Source organism: Lysobacterales bacterium, assembly GCA_019634735.1.
GTDB lineage: Bacteria > Pseudomonadota > Gammaproteobacteria > Xanthomonadales > UBA2363 > Pseudofulvimonas.
Genome location: JAHCAT010000001.1, coordinates 48,520 through 72,968 on the forward strand (window position 1 = coordinate 48,520; position 24,449 = coordinate 72,968).

A 24,449-nucleotide genomic window follows, 5' to 3' on the forward strand; every position below is an offset into this window, starting at 1 on the left:
GGGCGGACCTGGACTCAGGGACAGGCAAGGGCTTCGAAGCCGTTGCAAAAGATGACATCGACCTGCCCAAGACCATGCCGGGTCGGATGGAAGCCACCGGTCAGCGTGAAGCGGCCGGATGCCGATGACGAAGCGCCGACCTCGGCCACGGTCGCGAGCAATCGGAAGCGGGCACTGCCGCCCACGCTGTCGCTGCCCGCGCCGATGGCCTCCTTGAGCAGTGCGAAGCGCGGCGCCCCGGCCGTCTCGCCGGCCGCAAGCAACGGGGCGTTGAGGGACACCAGCAGCAGGGCAAGAGATGCGCTCATGTGGGGCTCCAGGAGGGACCGGCACGGTCTGGGCCGGATGCCCCGGATCGGGGCACCCTCTCAGTCTTGAACGCAGCACAAGCGGGAATCCGAACATCCCCCGGCGCGGTCACACCGTCCCACGCGGGTACCCCACTGCCGGATGGTCAGGCGCCCAGCCCGGGCTGGCGACGGTTCAGCCCGAACGTGGCCCGAATCGGTGCCTCGACGTCGGCCACAGTTCCCCTCTCGGCCTCCCAGCTCAGGCGCATGCGTCCCTCATCGGCGCCTGATCAGCTTTGAAACCCAGATGATCCGGGGCCAGGGATCGGGGAAAGAGGACCAGGGAGAATTAAGGGGCAAGCAGGGAGCGCGGCGCGGGGATCGGAGCCCGGTGAGCGGAGGACGATCAGCCCCCCGCTTCCTCCGGGAGAGCTGATTGGCGTCCGGTCAGCTCCGAATCGGGGACCAAGGGCCGGGACTCGGTGTTCGATGAGCGGAGCGCGCTGTGCTCCCTTTCCCCCTCCTCCGCGAGCGGGGGAGAGGTGCTGTGCCGTCGCACTGGCGACACGCCGCCTGGCAGCGGGTTGGGTCCCGACACCAATCACGTCCGGGAGCGACATCTGCAGCCCCCCAAAAGCGACGATTGGCCATTGTATGCATGGAGGCTCCCAGGTAGGGCCGGCGCTTGCCATGACCTGCCCGGTTGCCGGTCCAGGTGCGCGCTGGCCCACGCAGCCACGCAGCCACGCAGCCACGCAGCCACGCAGCCACGCGGGAGAGCGGAGAGGTGCGGGAGCGTCGCACCGGCGGCACGCGTCTGGCGGCGGGGTGGCCTGGCTATGGGAACGGCTGAGAGACGGCACAAGTCAGATCATCCGGGCACAGTCCCGCAACGCTCCGGCAACCGTCGCTGTCGAGCGGAACGTTCTCAGCGGACGTCGTTGAGCGTCCAGTGGTGACCGGCCAGCAGGTTCAGCCGATGGCGCAGCACTTCGGCGGACAGGGTCGTGCGCGCCTCCAGCAGCACCTTCAGGTTGCGCTGGCTGCCGGCGACGGTGGCGCCCGGGTCGACCTGGGCGTAGGCCGGCGGCACCGCGTCCGGGTCGTCCTGGGTGGCCAGCCAGCGCTGGTAGAGGGCATCGCCTCGCAGGGCGTGCTCCAGCTCGGCGGCGAGGCCATCCGGACTGGCGCTGGTGAAGGCGAACGCCGAGTCGTGCGCCCGGGCCTTTTCGGCATCCGGGAGGGTGAGCAGGTAGGTCGGCATGGTCGGGTACCTCCGGAGCGTGGGGTGGGCGGGACTGCTGTCAGGGTGCCCTGCGCTTCCCCAACGGTCCTGCAACGGGGAAGCGCGTGGATGAAGCTTAGCCCGGATGTTTCCTGTAGCCGCTGTTGCGGGCGCCGATCGTCGCGCCGGGGCGCGGGCTGTCCCCGTTCGCCGGTTCGACGTGACGTCGGCTGGGCCGTCGCGGTCCAACGGTCCGCTGCCTGCACCGTGGTGCGAGCCAGACGACCTCGCTACGCATCCCCATGAAATCTCCGGGTCAGCCCGATGGCGGCGCCCCCAGGACTGCCAGCAGGTGTCCGCCAATGCCGGGCGAGGGACGGCCTCCGTACCCGACCCAGCCCAGCAGCGGTGCGGGCAGCAGTGCCTCCAGCGTGGCCTGCATCTCTCCGGCCTGGTCCCAGTCCGGCGCCAGGTGGTTGGCGATCCAGCCGAGCAGCGCGCAGCCGTCCGCCTGCACCGCGCGGGCGGTGAGCAGGGCGTGGCTGATGCCGCCCAGCCGCAACCCGACCACCAGCACCACCGGCAGGCCCAGCGCGCGCACCAGGTCGGCCTGCAGCAGCCAGCCGTCCCCGCCGTCGTCGCGTTGCTCAGGGGTCGCCAGCGGCACCATCCAGCCGCCGACGCCCTCGACCAGCAGCGGATCGAAGCGCGCGGCCAGCGTCCGCTGCGCGGCCAGCACGGGCCCCAGGGCAATGCGGCGACGCTCGCGCGCGGCCGCGATGTGCGGCGAGGCCGGTGTCGCCAGGGCCAGCGGATTCACCAGGTCATAGTGGTCCAGGTCCAGACCCGCGGCCGACAGCAGCGCCAACGCGTCGTCGTTGCGCAGGCCCTCGGCACCGGCCGCGCAGCCGCTGGCGACCGGCTTCATGGCGCCGGCGGCCATGCCCTCGGCGCGCAGCGCGCGCACCAGGGCGGCGGTGACCACGGTCTTGCCGATGCCGGTATCGGTGCCGGTGACGAACAGCCCCCGGCTCACGGCAGACCGGCCCGCCGCAGCACCCGGCGCCGTGCCCAGACTTCGGCAGGGCCGGTCAGGAACAGCAGGAAATAGAGCCAGCCCGGCAACGAGCCCAGCCAGTGCGAGGGCCGCTCGGGAACCAGCGCGCTGGCCAGCAGCGAGAGCAGGCCGACGGCGACGAACAACGCGAAGATGGCGATGTGCCCGGCGGTCAGGGCCTGTTCGTCGGTCGACAGCCCGAGCAGCGCGCGGCGACGCCAGGCATGGCCGTACAGGGCCATCAACACCAGCGACAGGGTCGCGAACGCCAGCGCATAGACCGCGAACATGAAGCGGATATCGTCGTAGCTCGAGATCCGCGCCAGCGGCCAGGGCAGCCAGCCGCCGGTGATGCTGGCGAAGAAAGAACCGAACAGCAGCTTCAACGGATACACATAGATCAGCACCAGGAACACCAGCACGAGGCTGAGCACCGTGGTGGTGGCGTCGTCCAGTCCGTAGCGCCGGCTCCAGCGGGCATGGGCCGACCAGAACAGCGCGACCATGGCAAAGCTGGTGGCGAACGCCGGGATGCCCTTCAGCGCGTCGACCAGGCCGTCGATGCTGTCCGGGATGGCGTCGATCGAGATCACCAGCAGGGTGACCGCGAAGGCGAAGGCGGCGTCCACGAAGGCCTCCAGGCGCGTCATCTCCCGGCCGCGGTGGCGGAAGCCATCCGGCAGGACTTCGGCATCGGCATCGGCGTTGCGGTGGCGCATGGGGATTCCCTTGAGCGGTCCCGGCCATCATCGCCCGGGAGCTCGCCGGGCGGGAAGGGGTGCGGCGCGGCTGCCACATGCGACGGTCCGCCAGCGCCGGGCCTGCAAGCCCGCGCACAGGGTCACAGCGAGCGACCGCACTTGCAGCAGGCCGGAGGACTTCGCGTCCGCCTCGAACGTCCGGGTCGAACATGGCGGTGCCGATCGAGCGGCGCCCGCGTCGCATCCCGATCCGGCTTGGCGAGCTCCAGGAAGCCTGTCACGGACGGGTGGCATCCACCAGGCCGGCGGGCCCCAGTCCGATCAGTCGCCAACGTCGACCCGATCCCGGCCACCCGCCTTGGCGCGGTACAGCGCCTGGTCGGCGCGCGATATCCACGCCGATACGGGCTCGCCCTCGCCGCGTCGCGCCACCCCGATGCTGACCGTGAAGACAGGCTCCTCCCCGGCTGCCATGGCCACCGCGATGCGAATGCGCTCGGCGACGCGCAGCGCCTCCGGCAGCGTGATCTCCGGCAGCAGGGCCAGAAACTCCTCGCCACCCTGGCGGGCGAAGACATCCACACCGCGCAGCTGTTCCCGGCACAGCCGCGCGAAGCGCTGCAGGCAGCGATCGCCGACGGCATGGCCGTAGCGGTCGTTGATCGTCTTGAAATGGTCGATATCCAGGTAGAGCAGCACGCTGCCCGCTCCGGCAGCCTCCAGGCGCGGTGCGACGGCCGCCCGGCTGCAGGCGCCAGTGAGCGGATCGCGCCGGGCGCGCGCGGTGGCCGCGTCACGCTCCATCCGGTCGCGGCGGGCCCGGTCGATCAAGCCCCAGGCCAGCACCAGGCTGGCCAGTGCCGTGCCCCCCAGCAGCCACAGCGGCGAGGGCCGCAGGTGGGTGGGCAGCACGCCCAGCGTGACCAGCACCGAGACCACCAGCAGCGACATCAGGGGCAACCAGCCGAGCAGGAAGCTCCGGGCTTCGCGCTGGCCCTGCCAGGCCGCCAGGCCAACGGTCGGAAGCAACAACAGGATGACCGCCGCAATCCCCAGGTTGTGTGCCACCAGAACCGTATGTCCGACCGAAGGCCACAGTGCCAGCGGAGCGACGTTGAGCAGGATCAGCGCGACGCTCAACAGGGTCCACACTGCCAGCCCCCTCAGGATCCGGGCCACCCGCGGTCGCGACTCCCCGATCCGGGTATAGCGCAGCGAGAAGTGCACCCCCGCAGCGGTGCTGAAGCCGCCGAGCGCGACCGTCAAGGCGTATCCCAGGTTCGAGGCCTGCACGGCTGTCGGCAGCCATCCGTCCAGGACGCCCAGCCCACCGAGCAGGAAGCCGAGCAGGCTGAGCGAGAACAGCGAATACCAGCCGAACATCGGCTCGCGCAGCCGCAGATTCAGTGCAACGCCCAGCACGCTGACCGCCAGCACCAGCCCGATCAGCAAGGACATCCACATGACCACCGCGCGCTCGGCCGCCTGCAACTGTGGCGGCGACATCAGCTCGAAGGCCTCGACGCGCGGGGCCGGCGCGACCAGACACAGGTACAGGGGCACGTCGCGCAGCTGCGGCAGTCGCACCACGGTGAAGCCCGGGGCATGCCCCGGCTCGTGCTGGAGCCGGGCCTGCGTCGGGTCCTGCCAGTCGAACAGCCGGGCGTTGTGCTCCCAACGCAGCACCAGCCTCGTCGGTGGCAACGGCGGCGGCGACTGCGCCTGCAGTCGCACCCAGAGCACGCGTCCGGCCACCCGCGTCCGTGTGCCGGGAATCGCGACCCGCGGGCGCCAGGCCGCCTCAGGCAGCGCCTGCGCCCCGTCGAGGTCCCGGCATCCGACGCCACCCTCGACATGGAAATCCATGACCCAGCCGGACGCGGCCGCCCCGGCCGGGCTCAACAGCACCAGCACCAGCCATAGCAGCCCATGCGGCCATCCGGCGGTGGCGAGGGTCGGCAGCGGAGGTCGAGTCATGATGCCAGCACCACCCGATTGCGACCGGCATGCTTCGCGGCGTACAGCGCCTGGTCGGCGCGCTGCATCCAGGCATCGATCGACTCGCCCGCCTCGCGTACCGCGACGCCGATGCTGATCGTGACCGGCACCACGGCCGCCGGATCGCCCTCGATCGCCAGGCGGATGCGTTCGGCCACGACCTGTGCCTCATCGGCGCGCAGGCCGCTCAGCAAGGCGACGAATTCCTCGCCGCCCAACCGGGCCAGGGTGTCCACGCCGCGCAGTTCCCCGCGGCAGCGCTCCGCCAGGCGCCGCAGGACCTGGTCGCCGACGCCATGGCCGTGCTGGTCGTTGATCGACTTGAAGTGGTCGACATCCAGATACAGCAGCGTCGAGGGCCCGGGATGTGCCATCGCCGAGCTCAGCCGGGGGCTCAGCGCATCCCGATTCAGCACGCCGGTCAGCGCATCATGTTCGGCGACGTGCAGGGCCTCGTCCCGCGACCGGCGATACTGGTGCGCGCGCTCGGCGATACCCCAGCCCAGCACCAGCGACTCCAGCGCAGCGGCGTAGGCAAGGAACACCGGAGACGGCCGCAGGGAGTCTGGCGTGATGCCCAGGAAGCGCAGGATGGAAGCCAGCAGCAGAACCATCGGCGCCAGCCAGCCCAGCAGGTAGATGCGGGCTTCCCGACGTCCCTGCAGCGCCTGGCTGATCACCGCGAAGGTGCACATCACGATGATCAGGCCCACCAGCGCGTTGAAGCCGACGTCGGCCAGGCGTCGTATCGCGCTCCAGCCGTCGCCCAGCAGGAAGGCCAGGGCACTGACCAGCATCGCGGCGGATGCGATCCAAGCGAGCTGGAGGCTGCGGCGGGCCAGGCGTGGCCAGGCGGTGGCCACATCGGTGTAGCTCAGGGTGAAGCGCAGGCCGAAGTGCAGCATCAGCAGCATGGCCAGGTTCGCCAGCAGACGTGGCGCCGGGCCCTCCCGCCAGTCCATCGGCAGCAACCAGGCCAGGACATCGGTGATCTGCAGGGCATAGGCGGCAAAGCCGACCACGTAGATGCTGTAGTCCAGGAACATGCGCTCGCGCAGTCCCACTCGGAAGGCGAGCGCGAGCGCCGCCATCGCCAGCATGGTGCCGATCGCGATGGCCAGCGAGGCCAGGCTCCGGTGCTGGGCCGCCCGGAACTGCTCGGCCGGAAGCACCGTGATGGCGGAGGGATGCAGCGCCTTGGCGGTCAGCAGTCGCTCGTGGAGGCACAGGTACAACGGACGACCGATCGCCCACCACTCTCCCGCTTCCGGAAGCAGCAGGCCCTGCAGGCCCGGCGCGGATCCGTCCGGATCGATGCGCACATTGCTGCGCCGCGGCCGGGTCGGGTCGCGATAGTCGTACCACTCCGACCGGATCTGCTTGCGAGCGACGACGACGGCCGGCGCCCCGGGGGCATGGGGCATCAAGCGCATCCACAAGCTCCGGGACGCGGCCAGGCCTGACGCATCCGCCTCGCGTGCGTCCCACACGGCGCGCTGCTGCGCCGCGTCGAGGCTGGTGCAGTCGAGATCCGCGGCGGCATGGAACTCGATTGTCCACCCTGCGGCCTGGGCCTGCGCGCGTCCGGCGCCCAGGAAGGCCAGCAGCAGGAGAACAACGAGCACTGCGTGTTGCCGGTTCATGGTCTCCATCGTTCTCGTTGGCGCAACCAGCAAAGACCACCGGGGCTGTCGGATCCGGCCGCGAAAGACGCAGTGCTCACTGGCCCGGCAGGTGATCGATGCGGCACGGTCCGGACACCGGCTGCGTGACCGCGCAGGCGTAAGGGGGTGTAAACGAATCCCTCCACGTGTGTCCTCCCGCGGCCGCGGTGGCGAAAACGGTCGGGCAGGATCCCGTCGTCGGCATCAGCGGGGCGGTGACGCATGGGGGTTTCCGACGGCAGTCCCGGCCATCATCGCCCGGGAAGTCCCCGGCCGGAAAGGGGCGCGAGGCCGGCCATGCCGGCGACTCCCCCGGCGCGCCGGGCCCGCTAGACTGTGCGCATGTTCACAGCAACCGTCCCCTCCGGCAGCAAGGCGGAGGTCTACAGTGCCCTGGTCGAGCAGGCCCGCGGCCTGCTGGCCGGCGAGCCGGACCGCATCGCCAATGCCGCCAACTTCTCGGCCCTGGTCTTCCACGGCCTGCCCGACCTGAACTGGGCGGGCTTCTACTTCCACGACGGCCGCGAACTGGTGGTCGGTCCGTTCCAGGGTCTGCCGGCCTGCGTGCGTATCCCGATCGGCCGGGGTGTGTGCGGCACCGCCGCGGCGACCGGCGCCACCCAGGTGGTCCCCGATGTGCACGCCTTTCCCGGGCACATCGCCTGCGATGCCGCCTCGCGCTCGGAAATCGTGGTGCCCCTGTTGCGCGGCGACGGCAGCCTGCTTGGGGTGTTCGACGTCGACTCGCCCTCGCCCGGCCGCTTCGACGACGAGGACCGCGCCGGCCTGGAGGCGCTGTGCGCGGTCTACCTGGAGACGATCTCATGAGCGACGCGAAGAGCGACGACGGCAAGATGCGCAACGTCGGCGGCAAGTCGGCGGCCTGGCTGCGCCAGGTCGGCATCCGCACCCTGGCCGACCTGCAGCAGCATGGCGCGATCGGTGCCTTCCTCAAGGTCAGGAAGGCCGGCTTCAAGCCCAGCCTGAACCTGCTCTACGCCCTGGCTGGTGCGCTGGAGGACTGCCACTGGCAGCAGCTCGGCACCGAGAAGCGCGAGGCCCTGGTCGCCGAACTGCACGCCACCGAGGAATCCCTGGGCATCGCTGGCAAGCCGAAGTGGGGTGGCCCGCCGCGCCCGGTGACCACCATCGCCGGCGAGGACTACGATGGCCCGCCGCCGGAAGACGATGAGCCCAGTCCGCTGCGCTTCGACGATTGAGTCTTGGGAGCCGGGAGCCGGGAGCCGGGACCCGGGACCCGGGACGCGGGACCCGGGAAGCGGGAAGCAGGAAGCGGGATCGGGATCGGGATCGGGGATCGGGGATCGGGGTGAAGCAGACCGGACAAAGCGAGCCGGCACGTGTGCGAAGAACGTGGCTGCTTGCCGGGACACGCCACTTCTCCCCTCCCCCGCAGGCGGGGGAGGGGCGGGGGAGAGGGTCGCCGTTCCAGCGCATGAAGGTCGGCCAGCACGCCAGCCCACGAGTCGCGTCGCTACTCGAAACGCGTGCGGAAGATGCGGTCCACCAGCAGCCCTTCGGCGGTGAGCTGGTAGGCCCCGCAGACTGACCCCGGCAGGCCGGGATCACCCGTCACCACCAGATAGACCGGGCCGGCTGGCCAGCCGGATGCGGGAATCTGCGCCGGTCCACCTGCCAGGTCCCAGGCGGCCAGCGGCGCCGTTGCTGCACTGCAGGTGCCGGCCAGCAGCACCACCGCCAGGGGCGGGGCACCCGCCTGGCTCCAGACCTGGATGCCGCCCTGCAGCCCCCGTGAGGCCTCGAACACATGGACGATGTCCGGATGCGGGCTGGGCACCGGACCGAAGGCGGGCAGGTGGTTGGCCGACTGGCAGGTGTCGAGGCCTTGGACGATGCCGGTGATGATCGGCAGTGGCGTCTGGCAGGACTGCGCCGACGCGGTGCCGTCGCAGGTCAGCGCCATCACGGTGGCGGGGAACAGGGCACGGCACCAGGCCGCCCGGGGTTTCATGTCCATGGTGGTTCTCCCATCGAGGTGGCGTCTGAACGCCAACCGGCGCGTCAATCGAAGCCATCGCCATGCAGACGGTCGGCGCGCACCTGCAGGGTCGCGTACTGGTAGCGGCCGCGCAGCAGCGGCGACACCCAGGCGTCATCAGGGAAACGCGTGGTGCCGGCCAGCAGGTAGCGACCGGCCGCCAGCCGGCTCGCGCCCATCAGGTTGGTCGGCCGTTCGGGGGAACCGGCAAGGGGGTAGGGCAGGTCGCGCTGCCAGGCCAGCTGGCCGCGCGCCAGGTCGATCGACGGCAGGGCGGCCACGGTCGGGCAGCCCTGGCACTGGCGGTAGCCGACCAGCAGCAGGCGGTTGTCGTCGAGCAGCGGCATCGGCACCAGGGTGAGGCTGGGGTTGAAGCCGGCGCAGAAGCTGGCGCTCGCCGCGCTGCCACCGAACAGCAGGGCCCCGGCGACGCCGAACCCGGACAGCGGCGCGCCGGTGTCGTCCAGCGCCAGCACGGCGGTGCCGGGTCGGCAGGACTGGTCGAAGCGGCCGGTCACGTAGAGGTGTTCGCGTACCTGGCCGCCCGCCAGGAAGCGCGGACGCACCACCGCCCGCAGGGCGACATCGGCGCGTGCCGAGCCGGGGCGGTCGAAGCCGTGCACCAGGGTCGAATGGATGCCGAAGCCGGGATCGGGCTGGGCATTGGCATCCAGGCGCATGACGAGGAAATCCTCGTTGCCCGGGTCGCTGGCCATGGCGTGGCTGCCGACCAGGTAGATCCGCGGCGGCAGCCCGGTGAGTGCGCCATGGACATTGGTGGTGACGCCGTGGATCCGGCAGGACTGGCCGAGCTGGCAGGCCGCAGGGCGAACCCACCATTCGTCGACCGGTTGCGGATCGCCCGCAGCCGGTACCTGGAAATGGCGCACGTGCGGACTCCAGCGGACGCCGTCCGGGGCGTGCGAGGTGAACACGTACAGGCGGTCGCCCCCGGACAAGCGCACGAAGGACAGGCCCGACCCGTGATGGCCGGTCGACAGCGGCTGTTCGTATGCCAGCGGACCATGGAAGGCGAACGCGAACAGATGCGGTTGACGGGTGCCCTGGAACAGGCGGTCGATCAATACGTACAGCCGGTTCGTGCCGACCGCGACAGCGCGCACGTCCAGCCCCGGCGTGTCGGCACCGAGGTCGACCACGACGTGGTTGGCATCCACCGGCAGCAGCAGCGGAGGCGCCAGCCAGGGCACCGGCTCGCCCTGCGCATCGAAGCGCGCCAGCGCCAGGTTGCGGTAGGTGCCCGACACCGCGCCGCCGGGCAGGTTGTCCAGGCCGATCACGACATGGTGGCCCTCGGGCAGCTCGGCCACCCACCGCGCGACCTTGCTGCGCGTGCTGCCGCCGTAGTCGTCGACCCGCCAGGCGCCGCCGTTGGCCAGGGCATCGGGCGCGATCGGGTCGGCCAGCAGCGGTCGCGACAGGGCTGGTGCAGGCGCCAGGACCAGGGCCAGCAGGGCCACCGGCAGGCGCCGGAGTCGCCTGGCGGGGGCGCACGGCAGGGTCATGGCGACATCTCCTTGCGGCCCGAGGCCACGCTCACTCCAGCCCATCGCCGAACAACCGGTCAGGCGCCACGCGGAACATCAGGAACTGTGTCTTGTTACGGGTCGCCGGATCGATTGCACCTTCCGGCGTACGGGTGTGACCGGCCAGCCAGAAACTGGCGTCGGGCGCCGGGATGGCATCGGTCAGGCTGGTGGCGATCGGCGTTCCGCCCGAGAGCGGATAGCTGAGGCGGCGGAAATCGGTGAGGGCGCCCGCCCCGGCCTCGATGTCGATCATGGCGAGGAAACCTTCGCCCGGGCAATCCACGCAGTTGCTGGTTCCCGCAAGGGCCAGCCGGTGGCCGCTGATCGCCGCACCGCTGACCAGGTCCTGCGCGGGGTTGGCGATGGCGCACACGCCCACCGACGCGGTGTCGCTGCCGCCGAACAGCAGGCGGCCACCGTTGCCGAACGCGGTCTCCAGCTGGCCGTCGTGGCGCAGGCGCACCACGCCGACGCCGGTCCGGCAGGCCCGGGCCACCCGGCCGACCAGCAGGATGTCGTCCTGGATGCCGCCCTGGGTGCGGGTGCGCACGGCGATGCGGGTGGCGACATCGGAGAGGTCCGAGCCTGGCTGGTCGAAGCCCAGGACCACCGCGCCGCCGGCGAACGCGGGTTCCGGCACGCCGCTGCTGCTGACGCGCATCGCCATGAACTGGCGATTGGCATTGGCGAGGTTGCGCCAGGTGATCGCCAGATAGAAGCGCGGGTTGCCCGGATCCAGGATCGACGGCCTGCTCGCCGCCAGATCGTAGACCTGGCAGGAGGTCGAGGCCGTGCAGCTGGGGTGGCTGATTTCCCCTTGCGCCTCCAGCGTGAGCTGGCCGCTGCCGGACAGCAGCAGGCGCTTCCAGCGCGGGATCCAGCGGCTGTTGTCGGCGCTGAGGCCGGTGCTGGCGGCGAACACCCGGGTCACGCCGTTGTTTTCCCAGACCACCAGGCCGGCACCGCGCTGGTCGCGCTGCGCCAGCGGCAACTGGAAGCCGCCGACGCGCTGGCCGGGCCGGTTGAACACCTCGATTGTGGAGTAGGGTCCGCTGACCGGATCGTCGGCATCGACCTGGACCAGGATGAACTCGCCGTGCGTGGCCAGGCCGCGCACGTCGGTGTAGCGGGCGCTGGTCTGGTTGGGGTAGACCAGTTGCCGCGTGACGCCCGGCCTGTTCTCATCGGCGAGCCAGGGATAGGCCGCCCCGGAGTCCCAGACCTTGGTCATCACCAGGTTGTAGAAGCCGTTGGTCTGGTTGAGGTTGGGCGGCTGCCCGACGCCTGCGATCACCGTGGCGTTGTCGAACATGCGCACGGCGCGACGGCCGAGATGGTCGCGGGTGGGTCGGTCGAAGTCCTCGCGGATCGCCTCGCCATTGAGGAAATCCGGAGCCAGCCAGTAGGGATCGTCGGCCAGCGGCGTGGCCTGCGCGGCGGCCAGTGGCGTGAGCGCGGCCAGGGCGGTCAGCGCGGAGCGGAACAGCAGGGTCGGCACGTTCATGATCGGGTCCTGTCGATGGCGGAGTGCGATGCGCCCGCCTGCGGCGGGTGACCGGCGGGCGTCGCAGCGGCCGGGCAAGGACCGGGTACCGGGTTCGCGGCGGGCGATTACAAGCCCGTGGGCACGGGCTCGGCGGCGAACGTCATCCGCGCGCCACGCAGACGTCACCCCGGGGCAATCTCCCGCGCGGAAACTGCGCGCCTTCGCCGCCCCGCTCCGGGACTTGGCGTAAAGCCCCAGGGACTCCGCTCATGGTCAACTCCGTCACCGCGTGCCGCCTCGTCGCGGCCCTGCTGCTGCTCGCCAGCAGCGTCGCCAGCGCCCAGATGCGCATCACCGAATGGATGTACGACGGCCCCGGTGGCGAGTTCATCGAGTTCACCAACATCGGCGAGCTGCCGGTCAGCCTGGCCGGCTGGCGCTACGACGACGACAGCGCCGACTTCGCCCAGGGTTTCGATCTCACCGGTTTCGGCACCGTGCAGCCCGGCGAATCGGTGTTGCTGGTCGAGGCCGATGCCGAGGCGTTCCGCGCCGAATGGAACCTCTGCAGCGCGCAGAAGATCGTCGGCGGCTACACCAACAACCTGGGCCGCGCCGACCAGATCAACCTTTACGACGCCGCGGCCACCCTCGTCGACAGGCTGACCTATGGCGACAACCGGCCGCCGCCGTTCCCGCAGGGAACCATCCGCACGCAGGGGCGCAGCGGCTGGGCCGGTCCCGGGGCGGTGTCGCCCGATGCCATCGTCGACGACGTCACCGCCTGGGTGCTGGCCGAGGCCGGCGACATCGAGGACAGCGTCGCCAGCGTCGGCGGCGCGATCGGCAATCCCGGGCGCAGCAGCCGCGCCACGGTGTCCTACACGCCATGCGGACTGGGCGGCGCGCTGCGCATCACCGAGTACATGTACCAGGGCGCCGACGGCGAGTTCATCGAGTTCACCAATGTCGGGGACGCGCCGGTCGGCGTGCTGGGCTGGAGCTTCTCGGACAGCGCGCGGGTGCCGGGCAGCCAGCCGCTGTCCGCCTGGGCCCTGGTGCAGCCCGGCGAGTCGGTGGTGCTGACCGAGAGTCCGGCCGAGGCCTTCCGGGCTGCCTGGGGCCTGTGTCCTGGCGTGAAGATCATCGGCGGTCTGAGCCAGAACCTGGGGCGCGCCGACGAGATCAACCTCTACGACAACCGCGCCGACCTGGTCGATCGGCTCACCTATGGCGACCAGAGCTTTCCGGGCAGCATCCGCACCCAGGGTCGCAGTGGCTGGGTCGACGCCGCCGGCCTGGGCGGCAACGACCCCTTCGCCTGGACCCTGTCGGCCCTCGGCGATGCCGAGGACAGCATTGCCAGCAGCGGCGGCGACCTCGGCAGCCCCGGCCGCAGCACGCGTGCCCTGGTCGACTACGACCCTTGCGTGGGTGTGCCGGGCGGCCCGCGCATCACCCTCGACCCGATCTGGCACGGCCACTCCCTGGACCTGCCGGTGAACGGCATCGGCAGCGCCAGTGCGGCGATCGCCGATCCCACCGACCCGTTGGCAAGCCGTGGCCTCCTGCTGCTGCTGGCCGACGACGACCACGCCGCCGACACCCTGCACGTCGAGCTGGCCAGCAGCAACCCGCAGGTGCTGCCGGTCGCCCAGGCCCTGCTGACCGGCAGTGGCGGACAGCGGCGCCTGCGCCTGTTCCCGGTCGGCATCGGCCAGGCCACCGTGCTGGTGCGAGCCACCGACCCGGACGGCAAGGTCGGTACCTACGCACTGCAACTGGCGGTCTCGGCGCCGGCCGTCGATGCCGCCGGCAGCCGCTTCCACACCGGCGCCAGCGACGCCTCCACCGCCCAGGCGGTCGACGCCGGCTGGATGCTGGTCGCCGACGACGAGAACCAGGCGCTGCGCCTGTACGACCGCGCCCGCTCCGGCCTGCCGGTGGCGGCCTTCGATTTCACCGCGCAGCTTGGGCTCACCGACCTGTCCGGCGGCGTGCCGCGCGAGGTCGACATCGAGTCTTCGGCACGGATCGGCGAGCGCATCTACTGGAGCGGCTCGCAGGGCAACGCCCGCGGCGGCGAGGCCCGCCCCAATACCCGCCGCGTGTTCGCCACCGACCTCTCCGGCAGCGGCGAAGTGGCCAGCCTGGCCTACGCCGGCCGCTACGACCACCTGCGCAACGACCTGCTGGCCTGGGACGCGTCGAACGGCCATGGCCTGGGCGCCGATGCCCTGGGCTTCGTGGCGGGCAGCCAGCCCGGCGTGCTGCCGACCACGCCGACCGGCTTCAACATCGAGGCCATGGCAGCGGCACCGGACGGCGTCACCGTCTACCTCGGCTTCCGGGCGCCACTGCCGGCGCCGAACCGTGACCGTGCCCTGGTCGTTCCGGTGCGCGACTTCGACGCCCTGGTGACCGGTGCGACGCCCGGTACGCTGCCGCCCGGCAGCGCCCAGTTCGGCACGCCGATCCTGCTTGACCTCGGCGGCCGCGCCCTGCGTGCCATGGCCCGCAATGGCGCGGGCCAGTACCTGCTGGTGGCCGGCCCGACCGGCAGCGAGTCCGGCACTGCGCCGGGCGACTTCCGCCTGTTCCAATGGAGCGGCGCCCCGGCCCAGGCGCCGGTCGACCTTGGCATCGACCTCACCAAGCGCCTGGCCGGCGGCAGCTTCGAGGGCATCGTCGAGGTGCCTGCGCCCTTCCTGGCCGGCAGCCCGGTGCACCTGGTGGTGGACAACGGCGACTTCGCCTTCTACGGCGACGGCATCGCCGCCAAGGACCTGGCCGAGAAGCGCTGGGCCAAGTTCCGCACCGAGCGGGTGGTCGTCGACCCCGAACTGATCTTCGGCAGCGGCCTGGAATGACCGTCCTCCGCGCAGGGGCGATTCCGCCCCTCGGAGGGCGCGGCCGGCTGGTCGACGCCCGCCCTCGGCGGCTGCCACCACTGCCGCCCTTGCGCTAGACTGTGCGGCCCCGGTCCCCCGGGGCCGGCCCGCGCCCGCGGCGCCGGGGCCCGCCGCCCGCCAGGACGGCCGGCCGGCAACAGACAACGCGCCCGTAGCTCAGCCGGATAGAGTAGTGGCTTCCGAAGCCATTGGTCGGGGGTTCGAATCCCTCCGGGCGCGCCAGCTTGCCCATAGGGCGCAACGAATGTGCGCTGAGGCCAGCAAGGCAACTGTCGCCGACGACTACCGAATAACTAAGTCGCCGGGACCTTAGTGTCTAGCCGCAAAATTCTCGAATTGTGTTCGGTGGAACACAGACAAGAACCTCCCAACAGCTATGGACGGAATTAGCGTCGCCGGACGCTCGCTTGTGATATTGGCAGAATTGACAATAGCTGCGAATATTGAGTGGGTGCGGACGACTTCTCTCGCGAAGTACTCCGCGTAAAGTGCGACTCCGGCAATGTGGTGGAGAGGATGTACATAAAGTTCGTCGAGATAGCCAATTTCCGGAAACTGTTGTCGATCCGAGTCGACCTTGCCGCGACGACAACGTTGTTCGTGGGTGCAAACAACAGCGGCAAGACCTCCGCGATGCTTGCCCTGCGGCGCTTCCTATCGCCTCGGCGCTGCCCCTTCGAGATGCACGACTTCACCCTCTGCCACTGGCCCACGATCATCGACATTGGGAAGAGCTGGATCGAGGCGCGGGACCAGCAAAAGGTTGTCGATCTCGTTATTGACCCGTGGCTTTCAGTACTACCGACGCTGGATTTTTGGCTCCACGTCGAACCTGGGGAGATGCATCATGTGCGCGACCTAATTCCGACGCTCGACTGGGAAGGCGGCAGTCTTGGCGTCCGCCTCCGCCATGAACCGAAGGACTTGAAGCTCCTCTATAAGGATTTCATGGGAGCACTCAGCGATGCCGAGGCGATGCGGGCGGCTGCAATTTCCGCTGTGGCGGCCGAGCACCCGGACGCCGATCCGCCGCCGGTGCCGCCCAAGCTGACCATTTGGCCAGAGAGTCTCGTCGACTTCCTCAGTAAGCGCCTGGCGGCCTACTTCACGGTTCAGGCTTACTCGCTCGATCCGGCCAAGCTCGTGGAGCCGAGCAAGTCGCAGGCCCAGCCTCAGGTTCTGCCGCCAACATCGCTCCCGATCGGAAGCGACGTCTTGGCCGGCCTAATTCGCGTGCACGACATTCCGGCACAGCGCGGATTCGGCGAGCAGCAACCGTCGCAGGAGGACGAAGATGTGCCGACGGCTGCGACCGGAAGCCGCCTTTCAGACCAACTGAAGAGCTACTACGCCAAACACCTCGATCCGACGAAAGGACCCGACCCCAAAGACCTGGGCGCGCTGCAGGCGATCGAGGCCGCGCAGGATGCATTTGACAAGCGCCTTACTGAAAGTTTCAAGGCCGCCTTTACCGAGGTCGAGGGCATGGGCTATCCCGGCGTGACCGATCCCCGGCCGCGGGTGTCGACTCGCTTGAAGGCGATCGACGGCCTCAATCACAGCGCTGCAATCACGTTCGAGGTCGACGTGATCGCTGAGGACGGCGCAATGACGCCAATGCTGCGCCTGCCTGAAGCGAACAACGGCTTGGGCTATCAGAATCTCATCTCGATGATTTTTCGCCTGATGAGCTTCCGTGATGCGTGGATGCGCGTCGGAAAGGCTTCGAAAACAACCTCGGCAGTACATACCGAACCGCTCCACTTGGTGTTGATTGAGGAGCCGGAGGCCCACCTTCACGCCCAGGTCCAGCAGGTCTTCATCAAGAAGGCCTATGCCGTGCTGCGCGCCCATGAGGACCTTGGAGACAATGCGAAGCTGCGGACCCAACTCGTGGTGAGCACGCATTCGAGTCATGTGGCACACGAAACGCCGTTCTCGTGTCTCCGCTACTTCCGTCGCCTCCCGGCTGGAATGGTCGCGAAGGTGCCCGTCTCGACCGTCATCAACATGTCTGAGGTATTCGGGGTCAATGGCGAAACGGAGCGGTTCGTCACTCGATACCTGCGTGCGCAACACGCCGACCTGTTCTTCGCCGACGCCGCCATCCTCGTGGAAGGACCGGCAGAGCGGATGCTCGTCCCCAACTTCATACGGGCGCACTTTGACGAGCTGAACCAGTGCTACATCACGCTGCTCGAAATCGGCGGGAGCCACGCTCACCGGCTGCGGCCCTTGATCGAGCACCTAGGCCTTCTGACGCTCGTCATCACGGATTTGGACTCCTTGACGGGAAAGGACGGCGTTTCTGCTCAGCCCGCGAAGGGGACCGGCCAGAAGACCAATAACGCCACGCTCAAGACGTGGATTCCGGCAACGGATGACATCGACGCCCTCATTAATGCTGATGATGAGGCGAAGACCTGGCGCTCCAACGGCGATCCGCTCTTTGCAGTCCGCGTTGCCTATCAGGTACCGGTAGAGGTGACACTTCCCGGAGCCGCCGGCCCGGACACCGCATTTCCGTACACCTTTGAAGATGCGCTTGCGTTCGAGAACATGGCGTTCTTTGCAGCGCTTCAGGGGACCGGGCTGGTGCGGAAATTCGGGGCGGCGATCGAAGCAGGAGGCGACGCCGCTGCAATTGGCAGCCGCATGTATTTGGAGTTGAAGCACGGCAAGAAGGCCGAGTTTGCCCTCGATGTGTTGGAGGCCGAGGGGTTCGATGACCTCGTTGTGCCACGGTACATCGCCGAAGGCCTAGAATGGCTGTTAGCACAGTTGAAGAAGAAGCAGGTTGAAATCCTGCCTGAAATCGAGCGTTCCGAGCCGAGCGCACTGCAGCCCGAGCAGTTCGCGCGATGACTGCCGCGGACGATCTCCACGACTCCGCGGCCGATGAGACGATTATCGGTTGTCTTGATCTATTCAAGCCGCGCAGCTTTTTCCTGTATGCGGGCGCGGGGTCAGGCAAGACGCGTTCGCTCGTCGAGGCCATTCGAAAAGTCTGTGAACGGCAAGGCCGTGATCTATCGCTGAGAGGCCAGAAAATCGGCGTGATCACCTACACCAATGCGGCCTGCGACGAGATCAAGCAGCGTTTGGAGTTCGATCCTCGCGTTGAGGTGTCAACGATTCACGCTTTCGCTTGGTCTCTGATCTCCGGCTACGACAACGATATCCGGGGATGGCTGGCCGGCCGGCTGCTTCAGGACGTTGCAGCGTTGGAGGAAGCGCAGGCGAAAGGGCGCACGGCAAGCAAGGCAGCCATCGATCGCGCTCGTTCGATCGAGAGCAAGCGGCGTCGATACGAAAACCTGGGATCCATCATCCGCTTTATCTATAGCCCGACGGGAGACAACCGGACGCGCGACTCCCTGAGCCACGCCGAAGTGATCGCCATGACGGCCGATTTCCTCGCCGGGAAGCCGGGCTTGCGCCGCCTCCTCGTCACGAGGTTCCCCGTGCTATTGATCGACGAGAGCCAGGACACGAACCGCCGGCTCATGGATGTGCTGCTTGAGGTCGAGGCGGCGCACCGAGAAAGCTTCTGCCTCGGACTCTTCGGCGACATGATGCAAAGGATCTACGCTGACGGGAAAGAACGCCTGGCCGAAGCCATTCCAGAGGTCTGGGCCCGACCGCGCAAAAGCATGAACCATCGCTGCCCGATAAGGGTTGTTGAGCTGATCAATCGCGTCCGGCGAGACGACGACGGCGAAACGCAGGTGCCACGGACCGATGCCGCAGTGGGCACCGCTCGCCTGTTCGTAGCGCCACATAGGGCGGACAAACCGGCAACTGAAGCCGCTGTCGCCGGAAGGATGCGGGAGATTACTGGCGACGAAGGCTGGTCCGAGGACTCCGAAACTATAAAGATTCTGGCGCTTGAGCACCTGATGTCCGCTCGGCGTTTCGGGTTCGAAGGGTTCTTCGGCCCGCTCTACGCCGTCGAGCAGATCAGAACGAGCTTTCTGCAGGGTACAGGGGCCGGGATCGGCTTCTTTACTCGCGAGGTTTTGCCGCTCATCGAAGCACTTCGAGAATCCGACCGGTTCGCGGTAGCGTCGATCGTTCGCAAGACGTCGCCGCTCCTCGACCGCAATTCGCTTGAGGAGGCTGGCGAAGAGCAGGCCGCGGTGCTCGCCGCCGCAAAGGCGGCGTGCGATGGCCTACTAGACCTAGTCTCGGGCGATTCCGTGCCCACGGCGCGGGAGGTGCTGCGCTACATCGCCGAGAAGCGGCTTTTCACGATCCCAGACGTGCTGGCGCCCTTCACCGCGCCGGACGCGCCCGCCGCAGAGCAAGGCGTTCCTGGCGAGGACGAGGAGGAAGTGAACCTCAAGACAGAACTCGGCGCATGGCGGCAGGCGCTGGAAGCGCCGTTAGACGAAATCGAGCGCTATGATCGCTATATTCAAGGCGCCTCCAGCTTCGACACGCACCAAGGGGTAAAGGGGCTGGAATTCCCTCGCGTGATGGTGATCGTAAGCGACGAGGAAGCCCGTGGCTTCATGTTCGCCTATGAAAAGCTGTTTGGCGCAAAGGGGAAAAGTGAAGCGGATCTGAAGAACGAGGCCGCCGGCAAGGAAACCTCCATCGACCGGACCCGGCGGCTCTTCTATGTGACGTGCAGTCGAGCCGAGAAAAGTTTAGCGGTGGTCTATTACGCCGAGGCGGTCGAGGCCGCACGGGCAGGGATTGTGAGGCAGGGCTGGTTTTCAGAAGAAGAGATTGAGATTGTCGCCTAGCTCGTGATGCAGTACCGGCGTGTGCGCAAAAAGGGTGCTCACCCGCGATAGCACACGGACTAATGCGCCTGTTTAATGTCCGCCCGCGGCGGGCGCTCCTGCGTTCAACCGCCGATTTTGCGAACGCACACGCGAGTCAGGATTTCAGCCCTGCTCAATCCGTGGCAGCTTGCTGCTGAACGTACTGAGACTGTCTGGCTCCGATACACACCCAGGAAGACTGTGCTTCCCGCGCGTCCCGTTGGCTAAACTCAGCCGATCACGGCCATCCAAAACGAACGCCTCGCAAGTAATGGCTCCCTTCCTCCCCACCACCCTCGAATTCCACCTCCGTGCCCACCGCGGCGGTGAGGTCCTGCGGGTGCGGGCCTCCACGCATGAAGACGCGGTGTTCGAGCGGTTCCACGGCGCCTACGACCGCGCCTTCGTGCTGGCCAACGAGAAGGAGGACCGGGCCGGCTTCGTCGAGTGCCTGGCACTGAACCATGGCGACGCGGCTGCGGCGCTGCTGGCGCGCTACGGGCCGTTCCGGGAATGGGTGCTGGTGCTGGAGCGCAACGGCGCAACGGTCGGTGGTGCCAACCTGCTATGTCACCTGCAGGTCGACCCGGCAGGCCGGGCGCTGGGCGTCGACCAGAACCTCAACTATGTGTTCGTCGCTGCCGGGCACCGGAGCCACGGCCACCTGCACGACCTGGTCGCCGCGGTGCGCGCGGTGGCGCGGCGCTCGTTTCCCGACGCGCTGGCCGGGGCCGACGCGGTACCGGACCGGGTGTTCATGGAGATCAACGATCCGTTGCGGGTCAGCGATGCCGACTACGCGGCGGACACCGCAGCCACCGGACTCGACCAGTTCGACCGGGTGGCGATCTGGGCGCGGCTGGGCGCGCGCATCATCGACTTCCCCTACGTGCAGCCGGCGCTGTCGGCCGGCCAGGCGCCGGCGCACGACCTGCTGATGGCGGTGCTGGGGGTGGCCGGCGACGATCTGGACGCCTGCCTGTTGCAGCACCATCTGGCGCGCTTCTTCGGCATCTCGGTACTGAAGGGGGCCGATCCCCACGGCAACGCCGAGGCGGCGAAGCAATTGCGCGCATGCGCGACAGATTGCGCGTCAGGCCGGCATCTGTCCCTGCTCGATCCGCTGCCCCGGCTTGCCCGGCTGCGGGCCGAGCGCGAACGGCTGGGCGCCGACCCGGCGCGCGGCCTTCGCGAACGCCTGCGTGCCGCAGATCCCTGAAGACATACGGAAGTCCCGCATGGACGCCCCGCTGGCCGACGCCGCTGCCACCGGATCCCACGATCCGCACGCCGACCTGGGGCCGGCCCTGGCCGGGGCGCTGGCCGGCATCGCGCCGCTCCGCGCACACGGCGGCCGCCTGCACCTGACCGTCTCCCTGCCGGTCGACCACCGGCGCCTGCAGGCGCACTTCGCCGATGCCCAGGGCCGAAGCGGTTGGGACCGCGCGCTGTTCGAGCGGCTGGGCGGCCGAGACGGCAGCGGCTACGGCGACAGCCGGCGCCTGGGCGCCGCCATCGAACCGTTGTTCAACGACATCGCCGACCGCCAGCGCGGCCTGTTCGTGCAGGATTTCCTGATCGACACGCCCAGCCAACCGGTTCCCGACGACCCGGACGGCGAGAACGTGTTCGACGAGATCGAGCTGTGCATCCCGGCCGGCCTGCGCTGGCAGACCGAGGGCGAGTCGTTCGCGCTGGACCTGGATGCCCCGGTGCGGCTGCCGGCGCGCTGCCGGGCGTTCTGGGTGGCGCACTCCAACACCGCGCTGACCTGGCACCTGTCGCTGGAGCTGGCCTACCGGCATGGTCATCGCGACTACTACGCGCTGTCGATGCTGCAGAAGGCGATGTCGCCCACCGAGGGCACCGCCTGGCTTCTGGACGATGCCGAAAGCGCATTGTGGGTGCGTTCCCGCCGGGCCAGGGCGGAGGCGCCTGCACAGACCTTCATGGACTGGCTGCAGGCCACTTTCGACGGCCACTTCCGGCACCTGGCCGGGGCGGTGGCCGGGCTGCTGGCCGGGCGCGGCATCGAGTTGCCGGCGGCGCGGGCACTGGGCCGGCCCTGGGCGCTGCTGCTGCCGGAAGGGGAGGCGTCGGCTCGCGGTGGGCGATTGCCCGCAACCCCGCTGTCCCAGCTCGGCGCCCGCGTGGTCTGCCTGCTGGAGGACCCCTGGTTCTTCGCGCTGCTGGCGCCCGAAATCCGCTCCGCACTACGCGATTTCGCGCGCCCCGAGCCGTCCCGGGAGGCACAGGCGCCGCTGCAGCGCCGTTACCGACTGGCCGACCTCGACGCCGCCCACCTGCCGCCGGCCCAGCTCGACTACTACTTCCTGTCCGGATTCTTCCAGAACATCGTCGACTTCCTGCGCCAGGACGTCAGCGAGATCAAGGACGGCACCGACCCCATCTATCCGCCCGCCGACCAGGCCGATGGCGGCAGTCATTTCCTGGTCTATGCGACCCAGTCGGTGATCTACGAGGTGGTCGCCGGCTCGCGCAGCCTGGAAGTCGGGCGCGGCTGGATCGGCACCTGTCCGTACCTGTTCCTCGTGCACCTGATGACCCTGCACAACGAGCTGCTGGTGCGTCGCTACGAGTCGATGGTGCGGGCGCTGATCGACAGGCTCGAAGGCGACGGCCTGCTCGATGCCGAGGCGGCTGCCGGATCCGGCATCTACGCCACCTCGCTGGCCGAGGACGCCTTCGACGCGTTCCGCCGCTTCCGGATCGAGACCTTCGCCAGCATCGCCAAGCACCGCTACTTCAACGTTCTGCGCTACGACACCGAGCGCGCGTTCTACGACTCGGTGGAGGCGGTGCGCGGCATCGCCCAGCGCGAGGCCTACTGGGCCGGCGTGGTCGGCGACCTGGAGCGCACCATCGACGACCTGCGCGGCAACGAGGCCAAGAAGTCCGAGCGCTTCGTCGGTCGGGTGCTGTTCTACGTCGCCTTCCTGGGCCTGCTGCAACTGGTCTTCCAGCTGGTCGACGCCGGCGTCGACGGCCAGTGGCTGAAGTTCAAGCTCGACCTGTTCGCCACCGCCTTGTTCGCCACCTTGATGCTGGTGCTGCTGCATGCCCGCGGGCTGCTGGTCTGGCGCCGGCTGGGCCGCTGGCGCGCGGGGCGGCGGCGGCTCAGGCCGCCCGACTGAACCTGCCGGGCGCCGGTCCGGCGGCGGGATCCGGCGTGGCGAGTGGGCACCGGTCGATCCAGCCGGCGGCGCAGCGTCGCCGGGTTCCTCAGGCCAGGATGGCCCCAACGGGCGACTTCTGCCGTGACAATGCAGTGTGCCCAGCGCCCCCGACGCCCCGAATCCCATCCTTCGCGCCCTGGCCATCGTGGTGGCGGTGATCGTGTCGGCCGGGCTGGCGATGTACCTGGGGGGCACCCGCAGCGACTTCGAGCCGGCGCGCCGCAACGGTCCGCTGCTCCTGGTGCATGCGCCCGATGGCGGGCATGCGCTGTGGCTGGCGCTGCACCAGACCGAGGTGCGCAGCCGCCGGATCGGCGGCGGCCGGCACAGCAGCGGGCGCTGGATCACCGAGCGCCTGTACCACCTGCGCCTGCAGGTCCATGCACCGGACACGACGCGGCCGACGCTCTCCCGGACCCTGGCCGTGGTCCACGAAAAGGATTCGGGACACCAGGCCGTGCTGCGCATCCTGGGGCAACAGGGCGACGCGATCTGGCTGTGGCTGAACGACGCGCCGGTGTTGCTGGCCGCCGTCGGCGGCGTGCAGCGCGCAGGACTGGCCGACCTGGAGGCCGCCAACCCCGACCTGGCCGGCCTGTTTCCCCGCGAGCTGCGGCACTGGACGTGGATGGAGTCCCTGTTCGTGCGCCTGGCGGACGGCCGACTGGTGCGGCTGGATGCCGCCACCCTGTTGGCCCACCCGCATGAGGTGGTCGATCGCGAGCGCTTCGAACATGCCGGCCGGCAGACTTCGACCTGGCATGGTGGCTACGCGACGGCCGACTTCGGCGTTCGCCACGGTCGTTTCGGGAATGACTGGGTCGGCTTGTTCAGCGCGTCGGAAGCGTCCGATGCGGCCAACGATCCCTGGGGCGACCACCTGTTCAGTTCCGCCGAAGTGGCCGATGAGGGGGCGTCTGCGCGACGCCGCTTCTGGAAGGCGACCCTGGGCAGGACCCGTGAATTCAGCGAGGGCAGCCATCCGCGGCTGCTTTCGCTCGAGCCGATCGGCCCGGAACGCGAATGGCTGCAGGGGCGGCTGCTGAAGGCGCCGTCCGCCCCCGGCGATCCGCAGTGGCTCCAGCGCGGCAACACCTGGCGGCCGGCGCCGGGCGAACCGATGCGCATGTCCTCGCCCGAGGGCGTGCTGGTCCTGCACCGTACCCGCCTGGATACCCGTGGCCGGCTTGCGCTCGGGCGCCTGGGCGCGGACCTCGCGCCACTGTGGGAGACGCAACTGCCGCTGGCCGAACTGTCCAATCGCTGGCCGCTGCCTGCGACCCTGCTGCTTTACGGTCACGTGGACGACGCGCCGCCCGGGCGCAGCGACCGCCGCGAGTTGCTCGTCGCCGTGGACCTGTCGGATGGCAGCTGGCGCGGATGGGAAGTCGGCGGCGACCGAGCAGCGGGTGGCGCCACCGACGCCCCGAACTGAAGACGCCTGGGGTCGGTTGCCGGGTGGGCCGGAGGCCCGCCGGCCGTGGCGGGGTGGACCTGGCGCTGGGTCCGGACCCGGACCTTGCGCGGGCGCCCGGCCAAGCGGGGTGGCTGCCGTGGCGCAGCCCGTCCGGTGCATC

General features: G+C 69.2%; 17 protein-coding genes and 1 tRNA gene. 9 read left to right on the forward strand and 9 right to left on the reverse strand.

Annotated features, from left to right (window positions below; all coding sequences use genetic code 11):
- Positions 1-14 precede the first annotated feature (14 nt).
- The 6 genes from KF823_00185 to KF823_00210 all read right to left on the reverse strand — a co-directional run bounded on the left by KF823_00185 (position 15) and on the right by KF823_00210 (position 6,914).
- On the reverse strand, positions 15-308 hold the full coding sequence (locus KF823_00185) for a hypothetical protein (protein ID MBX3724320.1): 294 nt from the start codon (positions 306-308) through the stop codon (positions 15-17).
- Positions 309-1,218: 910 nt separating this feature from the next.
- The gene (locus KF823_00190) at positions 1,219-1,554 is read right to left on the reverse strand and encodes a hypothetical protein (protein ID MBX3724321.1); all 336 of its coding nucleotides are present in this window, start codon (positions 1,552-1,554) and stop codon (positions 1,219-1,221) included.
- A 277-nt stretch (positions 1,555-1,831) separates the two neighbouring features.
- The gene (bioD, locus tag KF823_00195; GenBank protein MBX3724322.1) at positions 1,832-2,551 is read right to left on the reverse strand and encodes a dethiobiotin synthase; all 720 of its coding nucleotides are present in this window, start codon (positions 2,549-2,551) and stop codon (positions 1,832-1,834) included.
- Entirely contained in the window at positions 2,548-3,291 is a 744-nt protein-coding gene (locus KF823_00200) for a DUF1211 domain-containing protein (GenBank protein ID MBX3724323.1), read from the reverse strand. The genes bioD and KF823_00200 overlap by 4 nt, the downstream gene beginning before the upstream one ends.
- Positions 3,292-3,594: 303 nt before the next feature.
- Positions 3,595-5,250 (reverse strand): diguanylate cyclase, encoded by a 1,656-nt coding sequence (locus KF823_00205; GenBank protein ID MBX3724324.1) that lies wholly within the window; start codon positions 5,248-5,250, stop codon positions 3,595-3,597.
- The gene (locus tag KF823_00210) at positions 5,247-6,914 is read right to left on the reverse strand and encodes a diguanylate cyclase (GenBank protein ID MBX3724325.1); all 1,668 of its coding nucleotides are present in this window, start codon (positions 6,912-6,914) and stop codon (positions 5,247-5,249) included. Before KF823_00210 ends, KF823_00205 begins: the two co-directional genes overlap by 4 nt.
- 363 nt (positions 6,915-7,277) lie before the next feature.
- Here KF823_00210 and KF823_00215 point away from each other — a divergent pair, with 363 nt between their 5' ends.
- Both KF823_00215 and KF823_00220 read left to right on the forward strand, forming a co-directional pair.
- Complete coding sequence (locus KF823_00215) at positions 7,278-7,763, forward strand: GAF domain-containing protein (protein ID MBX3724326.1); 486 nt, start codon at positions 7,278-7,280, stop codon at positions 7,761-7,763.
- A 26-nt stretch (positions 7,764-7,789) separates the two neighbouring features.
- Positions 7,790-8,155, forward strand: a complete 366-nt coding sequence (locus KF823_00220; GenBank protein ID MBX3724327.1) for a TfoX/Sxy family protein — start codon at positions 7,790-7,792, stop codon at positions 8,153-8,155.
- Between the two features lie 275 nt (positions 8,156-8,430).
- On the opposite strand, the gene KF823_00225 is transcribed toward KF823_00220, so the two are convergent.
- From KF823_00225 to KF823_00235, 3 genes are read right to left on the reverse strand one after another with little or no spacing between them, the layout of a single operon-like run.
- Entirely contained in the window at positions 8,431-8,934 is a 504-nt protein-coding gene (locus KF823_00225) for a hypothetical protein (GenBank protein ID MBX3724328.1), read from the reverse strand.
- Between the two features lie 44 nt (positions 8,935-8,978).
- Positions 8,979-10,481: a hypothetical protein gene (locus KF823_00230; protein MBX3724329.1), complete on the reverse strand. Its 1,503-nt coding sequence runs from the start codon at positions 10,479-10,481 to the stop codon at positions 8,979-8,981.
- A 31-nt stretch (positions 10,482-10,512) separates the two neighbouring features.
- Positions 10,513-12,009, reverse strand: coding sequence for a hypothetical protein (locus KF823_00235; GenBank protein ID MBX3724330.1), 1,497 nt, complete (start codon positions 12,007-12,009; stop codon positions 10,513-10,515).
- Between the two features lie 251 nt (positions 12,010-12,260).
- Between KF823_00235 and KF823_00240 the strand changes: the two genes are divergently transcribed.
- From KF823_00240 to KF823_00270, 7 genes are all read left to right on the forward strand, one after another.
- Complete coding sequence (locus KF823_00240; protein ID MBX3724331.1) at positions 12,261-14,861, forward strand: lamin tail domain-containing protein; 2,601 nt, start codon at positions 12,261-12,263, stop codon at positions 14,859-14,861.
- A 187-nt stretch (positions 14,862-15,048) separates the two neighbouring features.
- Positions 15,049-15,125 (forward strand) — tRNA-Arg (locus KF823_00245).
- A gap of 294 nt (positions 15,126-15,419) precedes the next feature.
- A complete protein-coding gene (locus tag KF823_00250; protein ID MBX3724332.1) occupies positions 15,420-17,768 on the forward strand; it encodes an AAA family ATPase in 2,349 nt (782 codons plus the stop codon).
- Complete coding sequence (locus tag KF823_00255; GenBank protein ID MBX3724333.1) at positions 17,765-19,654, forward strand: UvrD-helicase domain-containing protein; 1,890 nt, start codon at positions 17,765-17,767, stop codon at positions 19,652-19,654. Before KF823_00250 ends, KF823_00255 begins: the two co-directional genes overlap by 4 nt.
- A gap of 292 nt (positions 19,655-19,946) precedes the next feature.
- Positions 19,947-20,894: a hypothetical protein gene (locus tag KF823_00260; protein ID MBX3724334.1), complete on the forward strand. Its 948-nt coding sequence runs from the start codon at positions 19,947-19,949 to the stop codon at positions 20,892-20,894.
- A gap of 19 nt (positions 20,895-20,913) precedes the next feature.
- Entirely contained in the window at positions 20,914-22,830 is a 1,917-nt protein-coding gene (locus KF823_00265; protein MBX3724335.1) for a hypothetical protein, read from the forward strand.
- Positions 22,831-22,966: 136 nt separating this feature from the next.
- Positions 22,967-24,307 carry a hypothetical protein gene (locus tag KF823_00270; GenBank protein ID MBX3724336.1) on the forward strand — a complete coding sequence of 447 codons (1,341 nt, stop codon included), beginning with the start codon at positions 22,967-22,969 and terminating at the stop codon, positions 24,305-24,307.
- Positions 24,308-24,449 lie beyond the last annotated feature (142 nt).